The sequence below is a fragment of the Burkholderia sp. AW49-1 genome (assembly GCF_053427845.1).
Map to the genome: position 1 here is coordinate 157,446 of NZ_JBSAXF010000006.1, position 16,969 is coordinate 174,414.

Consider the following 16,969-nt stretch of genomic DNA (forward strand, 5'->3'; position numbering starts at 1 on the left):
CCCGATCGACACCGCTCGCATGAGCCAGCAGCGCCGGAGGCCCGTCCGTCGCCGTAAACGCAGCAAGGCACGGGCCACCGTCACCCGTGCCATGCGTGCGCTACGCCCCGCTCAGAACGTATGCATCATCCCCACATACGCGCCCGTCTGCGACTCGCCCGTCAGCGGGCTCGTGCCCGACGTCGCGTCGCGCGGTGACGCGAGCAGCGAGAAATTCGAGTTGCCGCCGTTGCGCACGTACGCGACCGTCCCGTACAGGAACGTGCGCTTCGACAGGTTGTACGTCGTACCGAGCACGTACATGATCGCGTGCCCCGACGGATCGTGCGACGCATCGCCGCCGCCATCACCGACCTTCACGTAGTACCCGCCGCCCGTCACGGCCCACTGCGGGGTTGCCGTGTAGGTCGCGCCGAGCCAGTAGTGATCGGCGCGATCGGCGACGCCCGCCGGGCTGTCCGGCGCCTGGTAGTGCGTATAGGCGCCCTGGATCTTGAACTTCGACACCTTCACGTTCGCGCCGACGAAATACTCGCGCGACGCGGTGAAGATGTTGCTGAACTTGCCGTTGTTGTCGCGCAGCTCGTCGTAGATGCCGCGCACGTCGAGCACCGGAGAGTGATACGAGATCATGATCCCGTCCGAGCGGCCGAAGTCGTCGGCCGCTCCGTAGTTGAAGCCGCGCGACTGGTTGCCGAACGCATATTGCGCCTGCACGTCGAAGCCGCCGATCACCGGGCTGTGATATTCGATGTTGTTGCTGCTCTGCTGCCAGTTGCGGCCGCGCACGAGCGATGCGGACGAAAACGCCTGCTGCACGAACGGATCGAATTCCCACACGCCGTCGCTGTCGATGAACAGGTTGCGGCCGGCCTGCAGCTGGCCCCACGTGTCGCTCTTCAATCCGACATACGCGCGGCGCGACCACATGCGTCCGCCGCCCGTCGTGCCGTTCATCACCTGGAACGCGGTTTCCAGGTTGAAGACCGTCGACATCCCGCCGCCGAGATCCTCGACGCCTTTCAGGCCGAACATGCTGGTGCCCCAGTCGCCGCCCTCCGCGCTCCAGCGCGTCGAGCTGCCGTTGGGCGTCGCGATGTGATTCAGGTACTCGACGCCGCCGTCGATACGGCCGTACAGCGTCACGCTCGTCTGTGCGAAAGCGGCCGCCGGCGTGGCGGCCACGATCAGCCATGCGAAATGTTTGAGTCGCAAAATGATGCCCCCTCGGAGTCTCGACCGTCCGGCACGCGCCCCATGCACGCGCCGGCGGTCCGTTCACCCGCGATCGATCGAAAAACGCCCGGGGCCCGCCGCGCAAAGCGCGAGCAAGCCGCCCGAGATCGCGATGTTCTTGTAGAAATGAATCATGTTGTCGATCTGCTCGCCGCCCGACATCGTCCAGTAGTGATGGCCGATGAAGCCGGTGCCGATCGTATATAGCGCAAGCAGCAGCGCGAGTGGCCGCGTCTGGAAACCGACGAGAATCGCGATGCCGGCGAACAGCTCCATCACGACTGAGATGGCCGCCGAAACGATCGGCGCGGGCGCACCCTCGCTTCCCATGAACGCGATCGTGCCGGAGAAGTCGACGATCTTCTTCCAGCCGAACATCACGAACAGGATCACGAGCAGGATTCGGGACAGCAGCAGCAGCACATCGCGCTGGGACGCGAGAAACGGTTGATTCGGTGTCATGGTGTGATCAACGAAAGCGGTACGCGAACGCGCGCACCGGATTGCCTGTGAATCGGGGCGGGCGACCGCCAGCCGCCCACCCCGCTCTGCAACAACCGGCATCGGGGTCCGCCCGATGTGCTGTGCTCCTCCTCTCGTCAGTGTTGCTCCACTTCGTGCCGCCTGGCGTCAACGCGCCTTCGCGACGTCCTGCTCGGTCACCTTCGCGGCCGGATTGCCGAACTGGCCGGTCAGGTAGTTCGCCAGCGCGGCGATCTGCGCATCCGACAGCTCGTTGCGGAACGCGGGCATCCCGACGTCCTCGCTGCCGGCCTTGCGCTGCACGCCGTTCAGGATCACCTGCACCAGGTTCGCCGGATTCGACGCACCCACCGTCGAGTTGTGGAACAGCGACGGGTAATAGCCGTCCGGCGTGCCCTTGCCCTGCATCTGGTGGCACGTCGCGCAGTTGCCGAGATACAGCCGCGCCGGATCGATGCCCGACGCTGCGAGCGCCACGCCGCGCAGCTTCAGGCCGTCTTCCGCCGGCTTGCCCCACGACGAGCGCGACTGCTTCGCGTCGCCGCTGGCGACGGCCGGCACCGTGCGGATATACGTCGCGATCGCGCCGATGTCGGCGTCGGTCATCTTCGAGAAGCTGTGCTCGACCGCCTCGGCCATCGGGCCGGCCGCCTGCGCGACACCCGGCACGCTGCCGGTGCGCAGGTACTGGACGAGCTGCTGCTGCGTCCAGCCGCCGATCCCCGCGTTCGGGTCGGACGTGATGTTGTAGCCGTCCCAGCCCGCCAGCACCGAACCCGACAGGAAGCTGCCGCCCGTCTCGTCGAGCGACTTCTCCTGCATTGCGATGCCGCGCGGCGTGTGACACGTGCTGCAGTGCGCGAGGCCCTGCACCAGATACGCGCCGCGGTTCCACTCGGCGCTCTGCGCCGGCTTCGGCTGGTACGCGCCGTCCTTCAGGAACAGCCAGTTCCAGATCTTCAGCGGCCAGCGCATGCTCAGCAGTGCGGGAATCTCGTTCTTCGGTGGCGTCTGCTTGACCGGTTCGACACCGTGCATGAAATACGCATACAGCGCCTGCACGTCGTCGTCGTTGATCTTCGCGTACGACACGTACGGCATCGCCGGATACAGGTTGCCGCCGTTCTTCGACACGCCGTGACGCACGGCGCGCTCGAAGTCGTCGAACGTCCAGTTGCCGATGCCGGTGTCCGGGTCGGGCGTGATGTTGCTCGTATAGATCTTGCCGAGCATAGGCACCGGCATCCCGAGGCCGCCGGCGAACGGCTTGCCGCCCTTTGCGGTGTGGCAGGCCATGCAGTCGCCCGCGACCGCCAGATATTCGCCGCGCTTGATCTGCGCGGGATCGGCCGAGTCGGCCGCGCGCACGAGGCCCGGCAGCGCGAGGCAGCCGGCGAGGAGGAAGGTGAGAGTAGATTTCCGCACGGTCAGACTTCCTTCTTCAGCGTGTCCGACATCCGCAGCGCCAGCGCCGCGATCGTCAGCGTCACGTTCACCGTACCGACGGTCGGCATCGTCGAGCTGCTCGAGATGAACAGGTTCGGATGGTCGAACGTGCGGCAGTCCTTGTCGACGACCGAGTCGCGCGCATCCGCGCCCATGATCGTCGCGCCCGTGATGTGGTTGTTCGGCGCGAACTCGTCGTTGAACACGACGTCCGTGCCGCCCAGCACCTGCGCCGCGGTCGCATAGACTTCGCGCGTGTGCACGGCGCCGCGCTTGACGTAGTCGTCGATCGCATAGGTGATTTCCGGGCGCGGAATGCCGATCGCGTCGGTGGCCGTCTTGCTCGGCACGATGCGGTTCTCGGGCTGCGGCAGGATTTCGTGGAAGCAGTCGAACTGCACGTAGCGGGCCGAACGATCGCGGATCTGCGCGTCGATCTCGTCGGCCTTCATCAGCTTGCCGGCCTTGAAGATCTTCTGCGTCTCCTGGTTGATGCGCGACATGTTCGACAGGTGGATCTTCTTCGCGGCTTCGGTCGCACGGAACGGGCCGTCGCGGAAACCGATCAGCGACGTCATTTCCTGCGGGCCGCGGCCCGGCCACAGCTTCTCGCTCGCGTAGAACGACACGCCCGTGCCCGGATGATCCATCAGGTTGCGCCCGACCATGTCGGAGCTGTTCGCGACGCCGTTCGGGAAGTCGCGGTTCGCCGACATCAGCAGGATCTTCGGCGTCTCGATACCGTTCGCGGCGACCACGAAGTACTTGCCCTCGACGCGATGGTCGGCGCCCGTCTTGTCCTTGTAGATCGCGGCGACGATGCGCTTGTCCGGCCCCGTCTCGAGCTTGTAGACCACGGCGCTGTCGATCAGCTTCGCGCCGGCCTGCTCGGCCTTCTCGACGTGCACGATGCCGTTGTACATCGCACCGATCGGGCAGATCGGCATGCAGTTGTTGTTTCCGCAACAGGTTGGCCGGCCGTCGTACGGACGGCTGTTGCGCGCGACCGGCTCGGTCACCACGTGGAACTTCGGGTCATGGCCGTTGAGCGCGCTCTTGATCGTCTGCTCGTTGAACGACAACGGCAGCGGCGGCATCGGGTACGGCTGCTTGCGCGGCGAGTACAGATCTTCCTCGGGGCCGGGGCCCCACACGCCGAGCTCTTCCTCCGCGCGCTGGTAATAATGCTCGAGGTCGTCGTACTGGATCGGCCAGTCGCGGCCGACGCCGTATACGGTCTTCATCTTGAAGTCGTTCGGGATGAAGCGCCACGCCGACGCGGCCCAGTGCCACGTCGTGCCGCCCACCGCGCGGATGTACTGCGAGTTGAACTTGTGCTCGCCCTTCAGGACCAGGTAGTCGTTCGGCGGGCCGTATTCCGGATGCGGCGCCCATGGGCTCGACGGGTACGGCGCCATGAAGTCCGTCTTGTCGGGCTGGTTGCGGAAGCGTTCGACGATTTCCCAGCGCGGCATGCGCGGGCCCGCCTCGAGCAGGATCACCGACTTGCCGGCCATCGCGAGCTGATGCGCGACGATCGCGCCTGCGACACCGGACCCGACGACCACGACGTCGGCTTTTTGCGTATCGGTATCGGCCATCAGGCTTGCCTCTCGATCGGTTTTTCGGCCCAGAAGCCGGGTTTGTTGGGGCAATACGAAGGAATCACGAGCGTATCGGACACGACGCTGAACATTAACGCTTCTTCGTAAGTAATCACGACGTTGTCGACGATGCCGAGATACCACGCTTCGAGAATCGATAGCGCGGAGGCCTGCTGATCGGGATTCAATGAACCGGACGCGAGCGCGCCCGCGAGTTGCGACAGACCGTCGGCGGTCTTGAACGAGCCCCTCTGCAAGGCCTGCAGGAAGCGGTCGCCGAGCACGCGGCTCAGCCCTTTCTTGCCTGTCAGTGCTTCGGAGAGCGTCATGAATGTATCGAGCGGCGCGGAGCCGGGATTATCGGCCAGGGCCCGCAACGCCAGCGAGCCGGTGAGGCCTGCCGCCGTCAGCGCCAGTGCGCCCTGCAGCCATTGACGCCGCGTGATGCCAGTTGCGGCTGCGTCGCGATCGCGACGCGAGTGGGGGGTGTTGTCGTTGTGCATGTTTCCTTCTCTCGAACACCGGATTCGGGAAAACCACGCTTGATATTTCTCAAACTTTCGCGCGGCCCTGAAATGTACGCGCACAATTCGAATTGGACAATGCTTTTATAGACCAATAAATGTTCCGCAATCCGAGACAATCGACATTTCGCTGCATTTTTGTGTCGTCGACGCGACAATTCTGCTTCCGGATGCCGGTGTGTCGCAAACCGGCGACACGCCGCCTCCCCCTCCCTTCATCCGCTCACATGCGCGTCGGTTAGAATCGCGTGCAATCAAACAGAAAGCTTCCCTCCGAGGGCATCGAGCGATGAAGCAGCACAACAAACACAACAACGCGAATTCAACCCGTCACACCACACGGCTGCTCTGGCGCATCGGCGCGGTCACGGCGCTCGGCGCTGCCGCGGCACTGTCGCTGCATGCGGGCGCCGCCCGCACGGTGAGCGTGTCGCCGCAAGGCACCGTCACCGAAGCCCGGCAAAGCGTCGTCAAGTTCGACGAGCCGATGGTCGCGTTCGGTTCGGCGTCCGCGCCGAGTCCCGCGCGCATGACCTGCAACGACTCCACCGCCGCACGCGGCCAGGGGCACTGGCTCGACGACAAAACCTGGGTCTACGATTTCGAGAACGACCTGCCGCCCGGCGTGCGCTGCTCCGTCGCGCTCAACGACACGCTGCGCTCGGTCGCCGGCAACGCAGTCAGCGGCCCGCGCCGCTTCACGTTTCAAACCGGCGGCCCGTTCCCGGTGACGGTGCGCCCCGGCACGCGCGAGATCGAGGAACGCCAGGTATTCGTGCTAAAGCTGAACGGCCCGGCCGAGCCGCGCTCCGCGCTCGCGAACATCTGGTGCGAAGCGGTCGGCATCGGCAACCGCATCCCCGTCACGGCCGCCGACGACGATACCCGCAACGCACTGCTCGATCACTTCGGGCTGAAGAAGGACGCCGCGCGCGTGCTGACGCTGTCGTGCGCGCAGGCGCTGCCCGCGAGCGCGAAGATGCAGCTCGTCTACGGCAAGGGCGTCGCGAGCCCGAGCGGCATCGCGAACGACACCGAACGCCGCTTCGACTTCACCGTGCGCGCACCGTTCGCCGCAAGCTTCTCGTGCGAGCGCGAAAACGCGAAGGCGCCCTGCACGCCGCTGCGTCCGCTGACGTTGTCGTTCAATGCGCCGATCTCGCGCAAGAACGCCGAGGCGATCAAGCTGCGCGGCCCTGACGGCTCGCTTTCGCCGACCTTCGCGGCCGACGATCACAGCGACGAAGTGACCACCGTCACGTTCAACCCGCCGCTGCCCGCGCAGGCGAACCTGACGATCGAGCTGCCGTCCGGCCTGCGCGACGTGACGGACCGCCCGCTCGCGAACGCCGACCTGTTCCCGCTCGCGACGCGCACCGCGCCGATGCCGCCGCTCGCGAAATTCTCGTCGGGCACCTTCGGGATCGTCGAGCGATTCGCCGAACCGGATACGCCCGCGCTCGTGCCGGTCACGCTGCGCAACGTCGAGGCCGACCTGCATATCGCGGGCCTCAACACGAGCGGCGCGCAATTCTCGAACCTGAAGGTCGACGACGACACCGCGATCCGTCAATGGATGCGCACCGTCGAGCGCTTCGACAACTGGTCGATGACGGCCGGCACGATCGACGAGCGCATCCCGGGCCTGCTCCGGCGCAAGGGCCAGCACCCCGTCTACGTGCCGCTCCAGGCCGGCGAGAAAATGCCCGCGCCGCAGAACCGCCGCATCGACGTGCGCTCGCTGTCGCTGCTCGCCGGCGAACCGGGCGCGCAGGCACTGACGCTGCCGAAGGCCGATCCGAAGGCGCTGCGTCCGTTCGAGGTCGTCGGCGTGCCGATCGAAAAACCCGGCTTCTACGTGCTCGAACTCGCGTCGCCCGCGCTCGGCCGCTCGCTGCTCGCGAAGCCGTCGAGCATGTATGTGCGTACCACCGTGCTCGTCACGAACCTCGGCGTGCATCTGAAACAGGGCCGCGAGAACAACCTCGTATGGGTCACGACGCTCGACAAGGGCAAGCCCGTGCCGAACGCGCGAATCCGCGTGTCGGATTGCAACGGCGACGAAATCGCGTCCGGCAAGACCGATGCACAAGGCCTGCTGAAGATCGACGGTGCATTCGAGCCGAAGCATGAATGCAGCCAGTCGGAACGCTTCGACGACTACTTCGTGTCGGCGCGCGTCGACGATCCCAAGACGGGCCCGGACATGGCGTTCGTCAGCTCGAACTGGAACCGCGGGATCGAATCGTGGCGCTTCAACGTGCCGACCGACACCGCCAGCGCGCCGACCGTGCGCGCGCATACGGTATTCGACCGCACGCTGCTGCGTGCCGGCGAAACCGTGTCGATGAAGCACTTCCTGCGCACCGAGACGCTGCAGAGCCTCGCGTTCCCGGCGCAATACCCGACGCGCGTGACGATCCGCCATCTCGGCTCCGACCAGACCTACAAGCTGCCGCTCACGTGGTCGGCCGACCACAGCGCCGATACGCAGTTCACGCTGCCGCCCGCGGCGAAGCTTGGCGAGTACAGCGTGTCGCTCGAAGGCGGCCCGGACGATGCGCCGACCGCCAGCTACTACAGCGGCAGCTTCCGTGTCGAGGCGTTCCGCCTGCCGGTGCTCAAGGGGACGATCGGCGCGCGCGACGCGCAGAAGAGCCCGCTCGTCGCGGCCAAGGAAGCGCCGCTCGCGGTGCAGATCGACTACGTGTCGGGCGGCGGCGCATCGAACCTGCCCGTGCAGGTGTCGGCGCTGATGAAATGGGCGTCGCCGCCGTTCGCGGATCGCTTCGAGGACTTCAGCTTCACGCCGTATCGTCCCGAGCGCAGCGACGGCAATGCCGACGACGATGCGCAGGACGGCGACAGCGCATCGGCCGCGAACAACGATCCTGACTCGACCCGGCTGATCGCGGACAAGCTGCCGCTGACGCTCGACCGCAACGGCGCAGGCACCGTCACGCTCAAGGGCCTGCCCGACGTCGACGCGCCGAAGCGCATCGCGCTCGAGGCGACGTTCGCGGACCCGAACGGCGAAGTGCAGACGATCCGCGGCGACACGATCCTGTGGCCGGCCGCGGTAGTGGCCGGCATCAAGGCCGGCCGCTGGGTGTCGGTCGGCCAGCGCGTGCCGGTGCAGGCGCTCGCGGTCGACCTGCAGGGCAAGCCGCGCGCATCGGTGCCGGTCGAGATCAAGGGCGTCGCGCACATCACGACGTCGTCGCGCAAGCGGATGGTCGGCGGCTTCTACGCATACGACAACAAGAGCGACACGCGCGACCTCGGCGTGCTGTGCTCGGGCAAGACCGACGACAAGGGCCGCATGGCCTGCGACGCGACGCTCGAACAGGCCGGCAACATCCAGTTGATCGCGGTCGCGAAGGACGGCGACGGCCGCTCGTCGAACGCGTCGACGTCCGTCTGGGTCACGCGCGAGGACGAACTCTGGTTCGGCGGCGACAACACCGACCGGATCGACGTGATCCCGGAAAAGACGTCCTACGAGGCGGGCGAAACGGCCCGCTTCCAGGTTCGCATGCCGTTCCGTTACGCAACCGCGCTCGTCGCGGTCGAACGCGGCGGTGTGATGGAAACGCACGTCGTCGAACTCAACGGCAAGAACCCGACCGTCGACCTGAAGGTCGGCGAATCGTGGGGGCCGAACGTGTACGTGTCGGTGCTCGCGTTGCGCGGCCGGATTCGCGAAGTGCCGTGGTACTCGTTCTTCACCTGGGGCTGGAAGGCGCCGGTCGAATGGGCCCGCGCGTTCTGGCGCGAAGGCCGTCACTATGAAGCGCCGACCGCGTTCGTCGATCTGTCGAAGCCCGCGTTCCGCTATGGCCTCGGCGAGATCAAGGTCGGCACGGGCGTGCATCGTCTCGGCGTGTCCGTAACGACCGACGCGACGCGTTACACGGTGCGCGGCAAGGCGCAGGCGCACGTGAAGGTCACGCTGCCGAACGGCCAGCCGGCACCCGCCGGCACGCAGATCGCGGTCGCGGCCGTCGACGAGGCGCTGCTCGAGCTGATGCCGAACGACAGCTGGGACCTGCTCGACGCGATGCTGCAGCGACGCGCGTACGGCGTCGAGACGGCCACCGCGCAGATGGAAATCGTCGGTCGCCGCCACTTCGGCCGCAAGGCCGTGCCGGCCGGCGGTGGCGGCGGCAGCGCGCCGACACGCGAGCTGTTCGACACGCTGCTGCTGTGGAATCCTCGCGTGACGCTCGACGCGAACGGCAGCGCGACCGTCGAAGTGCCGCTGAACGACGCGCTCACGCGCTTCCGGATCGTCGCGATCGCGGCGGTCGGCCCCGACCGCTTCGGCACCGGCAGCACGTCGATTCGCAGCACGCAGGATCTGCAGCTGATCTCCGGGCTGCCGCCGCTCGTGCGCGAAGGCGATGCGTTCCGCGCGCAGGTCACGCTGCGCAACACGACCGACCGCGCGATGCAGGTCATCGTGACGCCGCGCGTGACGGGCCTCGACGTCGCGCCGCAAACCGTGTCGCTCGCGGCCAATGCGGCGACGGAGGTGGCATGGACGATCACGGTGCCCGAGCAGGCGCTCGACGCGGCCGGCGCGCTGAACTGGCGCATCGAGGCGGCCGAGCAAGGCGGCAAGCGCGCGTCCGACGCGCTGGCCGTCGCGCAGAAGGTCGTGCCCGCGCTGCCGGTGACCGTGCAGCAAGCCACGCTCACGCAGGTCGACGGCACGCTGACGGTGCCCGTATCGGCCCCGGCCGGCGCCGTCAACAACGCACAGGGCGCGCCGCGCGGCGGCATCGCCGTGTCGCTGCAGTCAAAGCTCGCCGACGGCCTGCCCGGCGTGCGGCGCTGGTTCGAGCGCTATCCGTACCGCTGCCTCGAACAGCAGACGTCGCGTGCGATCGGCCTGCACGACGCCGCACAATGGCAGGCGCTGGTGGCGCGCATGCCCGTGTACCTCGACAGCGATGGCCTCGCGAGCTACTTCCCGCCGTCGTCCGACGATGCGCACTACGGCAGCCCGACGCTGTCGTCGTACCTGCTCGTGGTCGCCGACGAGGCCGGCCGCCTCGACCCGCGCTTCGCACTGCCGGAAGACCTGCGCACGCAGCTTGAGGCCGGGCTCGCGCGCTTCGTCGACGGCCGCATCGAGCGCAACGCGTGGGCGCCGCGCCAGGATCGCGATCTGCGCAAGCTCGCCGCGATCGAGGCGCTGTCGCGTTACGGCGCAGCGCAGGGCCGCATGCTCGGTTCGATCGAGATCGCGCCGAACCAGTGGCCGACGTCGGCGGTGATCGACTATCACGCGATCCTCACGCGCGTGAAGGACATTCCGCAGCGTGACGAGAAACGCGCGCAGGTCGAGCAGATCCTGCGTGCGCGCCTCACGTATCAGGGCACGCAGCTCGTGTTCTCGACCGCGCGCGACGACGATCTGTGGTGGCTGATGACGAGCAACGAGAGCAACGCCGCGCGTCTCGCGCTCGAATTCGCGGGCGACCCCGCGTGGAAGGACGAGATGCCGCGCATCGCGACCGGCCTGCTCGCGCTGCAACGTCAGGGCGCATGGCAGACGACGACGTCGAACGCGCTCGGCCAGCTTGCGATCGAGCGCTTCTCGCGCACCTACGAGAGCACGCCTGTGGCGGGCACGACGAAAATTGCGCTCGGCGGCAACGAGCGCGCAATCTCGTGGTCGCAGGCGCCGGCACCCGCCGACGCACCCGCATCGGCCACCGCCGCGACCCGCGCCGCCGCCGCGCGTAGCGTGCTGATGCCGTGGCCACGTGCGGCGCAGGCACCGGCCACGCTGTCCGTCACCCAGGACGGCACGGGCCGCCCGTGGGCCACCGTCGAAAGCCTCGCGGCCGTGCCGCTGCGCTCGCCGTTCGCGGCCGGCTACCGGATCACGAAGACCGTCACGCCCGTGTCGCCCGCCGTCAAGGGCGTGCTGACGCGCGGCGACGTGGTGCGCGTGCATCTCGACATCGATGCGCAGAGCGACATGACCTGGGTCGTCGTCAACGATCCGATCCCGTCCGGCGCGACGATCCTCGGCTCCGGCCTCGGCCGCGACTCCGAAGCCGCGACGCAGGGCGAGAAATCGCCGGACGGTGCATGGCCGGCGTTCATCGAACGCGACTTCGACGGCTACCGCGCGTATTACGACTATCTGCCGAAGGGCAAACTCTCGGTCGAATACACGGTGCGGCTGAACAACGTCGGCACCTTCGGGCTGCCGCCGACGCGCGTCGAGGCGCTGTACGCGCCGTCCGTGTATGGCCTGTGGCCGAACCCGCCGATGACCGTGAAGCCGGCCGACGCGGGCAAGTAACGAGTACGTGATGATCGATCGTGTATCGCCGCGGCCGGTGCGTTTTGCCGGCTGCATATTCGTCGCCGTCGTGCTGGCCGCGCCGCTGGTCGCGCACGCGCTGCCCGGCTACGACGACGTGCGCCGCAACTGGCGCAGTTCCGACTGGGTGCTGCTCGCGCGCGACGGCACGCCGCTGCAACGCATGCGAGTCGACCTCACCGAACGGCGCGGCGACTGGGTCTCGCTCGCCGACGTGTCGCCCGCGTTCCGCGAGGCGATCGTCATGTCCGAGGACAAGCGGTTCTATGCGCACAGCGGCGTCGACTGGCGCGGCATCGCCGGCGCGGCGTGGGGCAATCTGTGGAACGAGCGCACGCGCGGCGCGTCGACCGTGACGATGCAGCTCGCCGGGTTGCTCAGCGATTCGCCGCGCCGCTCGGGCCAACGCTCGTTGCCGCAGAAGGCCACCCAGGCGATGAACGCGCTGCTGCTCGAGCGCGGCTGGCGCAAGGACCAGATCCTCGAGGCCTACCTGAATCTCGTGCCGTTCCGCGGCGAGACGATCGGGCTCGCAGCGCTGTCGCAGGTGCTGTTCGGCAAGGCGCCGTCCGGCCTCGACGCGCGTGAAGCCGCGATCGCGGCCGCGCTGGTGCGTGCACCCAACGCGGCAAGCGCGAAGGTCGCCGAGCGTGCGTGCCGGATCCTGCGCGACATGCACGCGGAACAGGCGTGCGCGTCGCTCGACGGCTACGTGCAGCTCGTGATCGCCCGCCCGGCCAACGCCGTGCGCGACGACGGCGCCGCGCTCGCCCCGCACTTCGCGCGCCGCATCGCGGCCGAGGTCAGACCTGCGGCCGGCGCGCAGGTGCGCACGACGCTCGATGCGCCGCTGCAGCGCTTCGCGCGCGACACGCTGACGCGCGCGCTGACCGAGCTCAACGCGCCCGCGCACCGGCGCAACGTGCAGGACGGCGCGGTGGTCGTGATCGACAACGCGACCGGCGAGATTCGCGCGTGGGTCGGTTCGTCGGGGGCATTGTCGGGCGCGCGCGACGTCGACGCCGTGCTCGCGCCGCGCCAGGCCGGCTCGACGCTCAAGCCGTTCCTCTATGCGCAGGCGATCGACGAGAAACGGCTGACCGCCGCATCGCTGCTCGACGACGCACCGATCAACCTCGCGGCCGGTGGCGGACTTTACATTCCGCAGAACTACGACAAGGATTTCAAGGGCTGGGTGAGCGTGCGCAGCGCGCTCGGCGGCTCGCTGAACGTGCCGGCCGTGCGCACGCTCGTGCTCGTCACGCCGCACCGCTTCGCGCGCACGCTGACCGCGCTCGGCCTGCCGCTCGCCCAGGAAGGCGACTACTACGGCTTCAGCCTTGCGCTCGGCAGCGCGGACGTCACGCTGCTGTCGTTGACCAACGCGTATCGCGCGCTCGCGAACGGCGGCGTCGCGCGCAAGATCGTCGACCTGCCCGCACCGTCGCCCGCTTCCGGCGCATCGGCATCGGAGCGCGCGGACAACGGCACGCGCGTGTTCAGCGAAGCGGCCAGCTTCGTCGTCACCGACATCCTCTACGACAACAACGCGCGCGTGCGCACGTTCGGCTTCGACAATCCGCTCGCCACGCGTTTCTTCTCGGCGGTGAAGACCGGCACGAGCAAGGACATGCGCGACAACTGGACGGTCGGCTTCACGTCGCGCTATACGGTCGGCGTGTGGGTCGGCAATGCGGACGGCTCGCCGATGTGGGACGTGTCGGGGGTGACGGGCGCGTCGCCGGTGTGGTCGGCCGTCGTCGGCTACCTGCACCGCGACCTGCCGAGCCGGGCGCCACGGCCGCCGGCCGGTGTCGAAACACGCCGCATCACGTTCGAGCGCGACGTCGAGCCGTCGCGCGACGAGTGGTTCGTCGCGGGCACGGCGCTCGACACGATCCGGCTCGCGGCACCCGTGACGCCGGGCAAGGACGGCGCGCGCGCACCGCTGACGATCGGCGCGCCGACCGACGGCACGATCTTCGCGATCGATCCGGACATTCCGCCGAAGAACCAGCGGATCTGGTTCGAGCGGTCGTCCGGGCATGCCGCGCGGTTCGCGTGGCGGCTCGACGACAAGGTGATCGGGCACGCCGACCGCGTCGCTTGGATGCCGTGGCCGGGGAGGCACCGGCTGGAACTCGTCGACGCGCGCGGCAACGTGGCGGATGCGATCGGCTTCGAGGTGCGCGGCGCGTTCGCGAAGCCGGCTGGGCGCAAGCCCTGAGCGCCCGTGCCGCCGCTTACTGGCCTGCCGCGTTCGCCTTCGGCGGCTGATTGGAGAAGTCGATGACGGGCGCGGTCGAGATCGCGGCTTCGTTCGCGACGCTGAAGTTCGGACGCGACTGGTAGCCGAAGATCCGCGCGATCACGACGCCCGGGAACTGGCGGATCTGCACGTTGTACTGCTGCACCGTCTTGATGTAACGGCCGCGCGCGACCGCGATGCGGTTTTCGGTGCCTTCGAGCTGCGTCTGCAGATCGCGAAACGCCTCGTTCGCCTTCAGTTCCGGATAACGCTCCGACACCACCATCAGCCGGCTCAGCGCGCCCGACAGTTCGCCCTGCCGCTGATCGAACGCCGCCAATGCGGCGGGATCCTTTGCCATCTCCGGCGTCATCTGCACGCTGCCCACGCGCGCGCGCGCCGACGCGACCTCGGTCAGCACACGTTCCTCGTGCGACGCGTAGCCCTTCACCGACGCGGCAAGGTTCGGCACGAGGTCCGCACGACGCTGATACTGGTTCAGTACCTCCGACCACGCCGCGTTGACGTCTTCATCCGACGACTGGATCGCGTTGTAGCCGCAACCGGCGAGCGGCGCGAGCACGCAGCATACGAGCAGGATTCGAAACCATTTCATTGTTTGTGACTTCCGGTTGAACGCTCCGGCTGGAGCGGTAAGTTGAAAAGAAACGTTCGCCCTCGCACCGCGCACGGCGGCTACCAGCGGCCCGATGCCCCGCCGCCGCCGCTCGAGCCGCCACCGCCGGTGAATGAATCGGACGAACTGGAGCTGGACGAATCCGAGCCGGACGATGGCCATTTGAAGGACGAAGACGAGGACGTGGAGCGGGATGACGACCAATCGCTGCCCGTCAGTTTTTCGACGATCAACAGGATCCCCATCACCACGCAGAAGACCGTCAGCAGAACCTCACCGGGCGAATATCCCATCAGATGCCCGATCCAGATCAACGCCAGCAACGTCACGCTGATGATCGTCGTACTCTTCCGAACGCGTGCGGATCGAACGAGACCGATGCCGAGGAGCCACGCACAGAAACCCATGCTCGTCGCGACGATCCCCAGCCCACCCAGCATCGCGACCAGATTGCCTTCGAAAATCGCGCCGACCGGCAACATCGCAACCGGCACGATCGTCGCGACGAGAAAGCTGGCCGGCAACATCACCTGCCAACGCAGTCTGCGCCATTCGGTGACGACACCCAGCGCGACACCGGTCAGCCCGAGCAGTAACCAGAAAAGGAAGCTCCCGACGTCGGCTGAGGTTTTCTCCCGCAAGCCGTTCGACAACCGCTTCGCATCGCCGGACGTCGCGCGCTGCGCGTCCTCGTCGGGCAGTGCGCTATCCGACGCCGCCATTTCAGGCGGCGTCATCTCGCGCACCAGCGCATCGACCGCATCGCTCACGCCGGCTTCGATACGCTTCTCGCGAAACGCCGGCACGATGCGTTCACGGATGATTCGCCCCGCGACGATGTCCGGAACCGCGTCTTCCAAGCCGTATCCGACCTCGATCCGCACGGCGCGATCGTTCAGTGCGGCGACCAGCAGCAGACCGTTGTCGATCTTGCTCGCACCGAGACGCCATTTCTCGAACACCGTCGTCGCGAACTGCTCGATGGTCGCGTGGCCGGTCGACCCGACCAGCAGGATCGCCATCTGCACGCCGAGCCGGCGCTCGAGATCAGCGAGACGGTCGGTCAGCTCGGACGCACATGCGACACTGAGTACGCCCGTCATGTCGGTCACGCGGCCTGTCAGCGGCGGCGCGGCTTCGGGGTCGTTGGCGACGGGATAGGCGGCTGCGGTAGCGACATTCGTGCAGGCCGACGGCGCACCGGCCGCCAACGGAATCGCGCTGGCGTCAGCCGCCGGCGCGGCGAAGGCCGTGCTGCAAAGAAACATCGCCCCGGCCAGCAGCGCAGCCGCCACCGCCTTGCCAGTGCAGGCCTTGGCGCGGATGCGGGCGGGCCGCGCCGCGTTGCGGGTCGTGCATGCCATCGATGCCGGATCGCCCTCGCAATCCGGGAGGCGTGACCGCCGCGTCAGTCGTTTCAGGTTCATGTCGGAAACGGCGCGCCGGTTCCATCGGGAATGGCGCGTTCTCTCGTCGTTTTTTGATCGTCCCGCAGCATAACCAATTGCGAAGGGAATCGAAAGGTTCCGGACCCGGGCGGTTGCCGATCGCGCCGGTGCAACGTGCTGCTCGCGCGAGCAGGTTTGACAAGACTCGCCTGTCGGCACGCGCTCCCCGCGCTCTGTCGAGAAAGCGAGCATGCAGCGCCGGAATCCGAGACCTAGAATATGAGCGACACCGCCTATCCGGCGTCCACCGGTTGCCACACTTGCCCATATGCCCGCGACCATGAACCTTCGCCATCCGCGCTTTCTCCGCCCCGCGCTGGGCACCGCCTGCCTCGCCGCCCTCGCGGCACTGGCCGGCTGCAACGGCGACGCCTGCTTCGGCGTCGATGTCTGCTTCAACGGCAACAACACGCAGACCGTCGCGCTGTCCGGCACGGCCGCCACGGGCTCCGCGCTCGCGAGCGCGTCGGTCACGGTCAGTTGCACGCAAGGCTCGGCGACGACACTGACCGACGGCGGCGGCAACTACCGCGTGACGGTGAACGCCGTGCTGCCGTGCGTGATCACCGTCGCGTCGAGCGGCACGAGCCTGCATTCGCTCGCTTACGCGGGCGGCACCTTCAATACGACGGCCGAGACCGAGCTGATGCTCGTCTATCTCGCCGCGCAACTCGGTACGAACACGGCCGCGCTGATCGGCAATTTTCAGGGGAATGCGCACTTCCAGCAGGCGATGGGCAGCCCGAACACGGTGCAGGCCGCGCAATCGGCGGTCGTGACGAATCTCCAGCAGCGCTATTCGGTCACGCTGTCGACGCCGGCCTTCCTGACGACGCCGTTCGTGGTGGGTCAACCGGGCGTCGACAGCGATCTCGACGCGCTGGCCAAGGCCGGCGCGATCGATTCGAACGGAATGCCGGATCCGGCCGCGGTTTCGCTGCTGGCGCAGGCGGGCGCGGGGCACCCGTTGTGAGCGGCCGGCGTGCCGTTGCGGCACGCG

At 67.7% G+C, this 16,969-nt stretch carries 10 protein-coding genes; 3 read left to right on the forward strand and 7 right to left on the reverse strand.

The features are described from left to right. Positions 1-111: 111 nt before the first annotated feature. The 5 genes from ACV22W_RS12410 to ACV22W_RS12430 form a co-directional block, all read right to left on the reverse strand. Positions 112-1,215, reverse strand: a complete 1,104-nt coding sequence (locus ACV22W_RS12410; RefSeq protein WP_448019493.1) for a porin — start codon at positions 1,213-1,215, stop codon at positions 112-114. 63 nt (positions 1,216-1,278) lie between these two features. Beyond that, entirely contained in the window at positions 1,279-1,698 is a 420-nt protein-coding gene (locus ACV22W_RS12415; RefSeq protein WP_059533874.1) for a DoxX family protein, read from the reverse strand. 168 nt (positions 1,699-1,866) lie between these two features. Continuing rightward, positions 1,867-3,144 carry a c-type cytochrome gene (locus tag ACV22W_RS12420; RefSeq protein ID WP_448019494.1) on the reverse strand — a complete coding sequence of 426 codons (1,278 nt, stop codon included), beginning with the start codon at positions 3,142-3,144 and terminating at the stop codon, positions 1,867-1,869. A 2-nt stretch (positions 3,145-3,146) separates the two neighbouring features. After that, positions 3,147-4,766 (reverse strand): GMC family oxidoreductase, encoded by a 1,620-nt coding sequence (locus ACV22W_RS12425; protein ID WP_448019496.1) that lies wholly within the window; start codon positions 4,764-4,766, stop codon positions 3,147-3,149. Continuing rightward, on the reverse strand, positions 4,766-5,272 hold the full coding sequence (locus ACV22W_RS12430; protein ID WP_448019498.1) for a sugar dehydrogenase complex small subunit: 507 nt from the start codon (positions 5,270-5,272) through the stop codon (positions 4,766-4,768). The genes ACV22W_RS12425 and ACV22W_RS12430 overlap by 1 nt, the downstream gene beginning before the upstream one ends. Positions 5,273-5,582: 310 nt before the next feature. Between ACV22W_RS12430 and ACV22W_RS12435 the strand changes: the two genes are divergently transcribed. Further along, positions 5,583-11,615 carry an alpha-2-macroglobulin family protein gene (locus tag ACV22W_RS12435; protein WP_448019500.1) on the forward strand — a complete coding sequence of 2,011 codons (6,033 nt, stop codon included), beginning with the start codon at positions 5,583-5,585 and terminating at the stop codon, positions 11,613-11,615. Positions 11,616-11,625: 10 nt separating this feature from the next. Continuing rightward, positions 11,626-13,863 carry a penicillin-binding protein 1C gene (gene pbpC, locus ACV22W_RS12440; protein WP_448019502.1) on the forward strand — a complete coding sequence of 746 codons (2,238 nt, stop codon included), beginning with the start codon at positions 11,626-11,628 and terminating at the stop codon, positions 13,861-13,863. A 16-nt stretch (positions 13,864-13,879) separates the two neighbouring features. On the opposite strand, the gene ACV22W_RS12445 is transcribed toward pbpC, so the two are convergent. Beyond that, positions 13,880-14,500: a LemA family protein gene (locus ACV22W_RS12445; RefSeq protein ID WP_448019503.1), complete on the reverse strand. Its 621-nt coding sequence runs from the start codon at positions 14,498-14,500 to the stop codon at positions 13,880-13,882. 80 nt (positions 14,501-14,580) lie between these two features. Further along, positions 14,581-16,161, reverse strand: a complete 1,581-nt coding sequence (locus ACV22W_RS12450) for a TPM domain-containing protein (RefSeq protein ID WP_448019505.1) — start codon at positions 16,159-16,161, stop codon at positions 14,581-14,583. A gap of 88 nt (positions 16,162-16,249) precedes the next feature. On the opposite strand from ACV22W_RS12450, the gene ACV22W_RS12455 reads away from it, so the two are divergent. Next, positions 16,250-16,942, forward strand: coding sequence for a hypothetical protein (locus ACV22W_RS12455; RefSeq protein ID WP_448019506.1), 693 nt, complete (start codon positions 16,250-16,252; stop codon positions 16,940-16,942). The last annotated feature ends 27 nt before the right edge of the window (positions 16,943-16,969 follow it).

Coding starts and splice junctions, on each gene's coding strand:
- ACV22W_RS12430 (WP_448019498.1), bottom strand. CDS start 5,272: ATGCACAACGACAACACCCCCCACTCGCGTCGCGATCGCGACGCAGCC.
- ACV22W_RS12425 (WP_448019496.1), bottom strand. CDS start 4,766: ATGGCCGATACCGATACGCAAAAAGCCGACGTCGTGGTCGTCGGGTCC.
- ACV22W_RS12435 (WP_448019500.1), top strand. CDS start 5,583: ATGAAGCAGCACAACAAACACAACAACGCGAATTCAACCCGTCACACC.
- ACV22W_RS12455 (WP_448019506.1), top strand. CDS start 16,250: ATGAACCTTCGCCATCCGCGCTTTCTCCGCCCCGCGCTGGGCACCGCC.
- ACV22W_RS12450 (WP_448019505.1), bottom strand. CDS start 16,161: ATGCTCGCTTTCTCGACAGAGCGCGGGGAGCGCGTGCCGACAGGCGAG.
- ACV22W_RS12445 (WP_448019503.1), bottom strand. CDS start 14,500: ATGAAATGGTTTCGAATCCTGCTCGTATGCTGCGTGCTCGCGCCGCTC.
- pbpC (WP_448019502.1), top strand. CDS start 11,626: ATGATCGATCGTGTATCGCCGCGGCCGGTGCGTTTTGCCGGCTGCATA.
- ACV22W_RS12415 (WP_059533874.1), bottom strand. CDS start 1,698: ATGACACCGAATCAACCGTTTCTCGCGTCCCAGCGCGATGTGCTGCTG.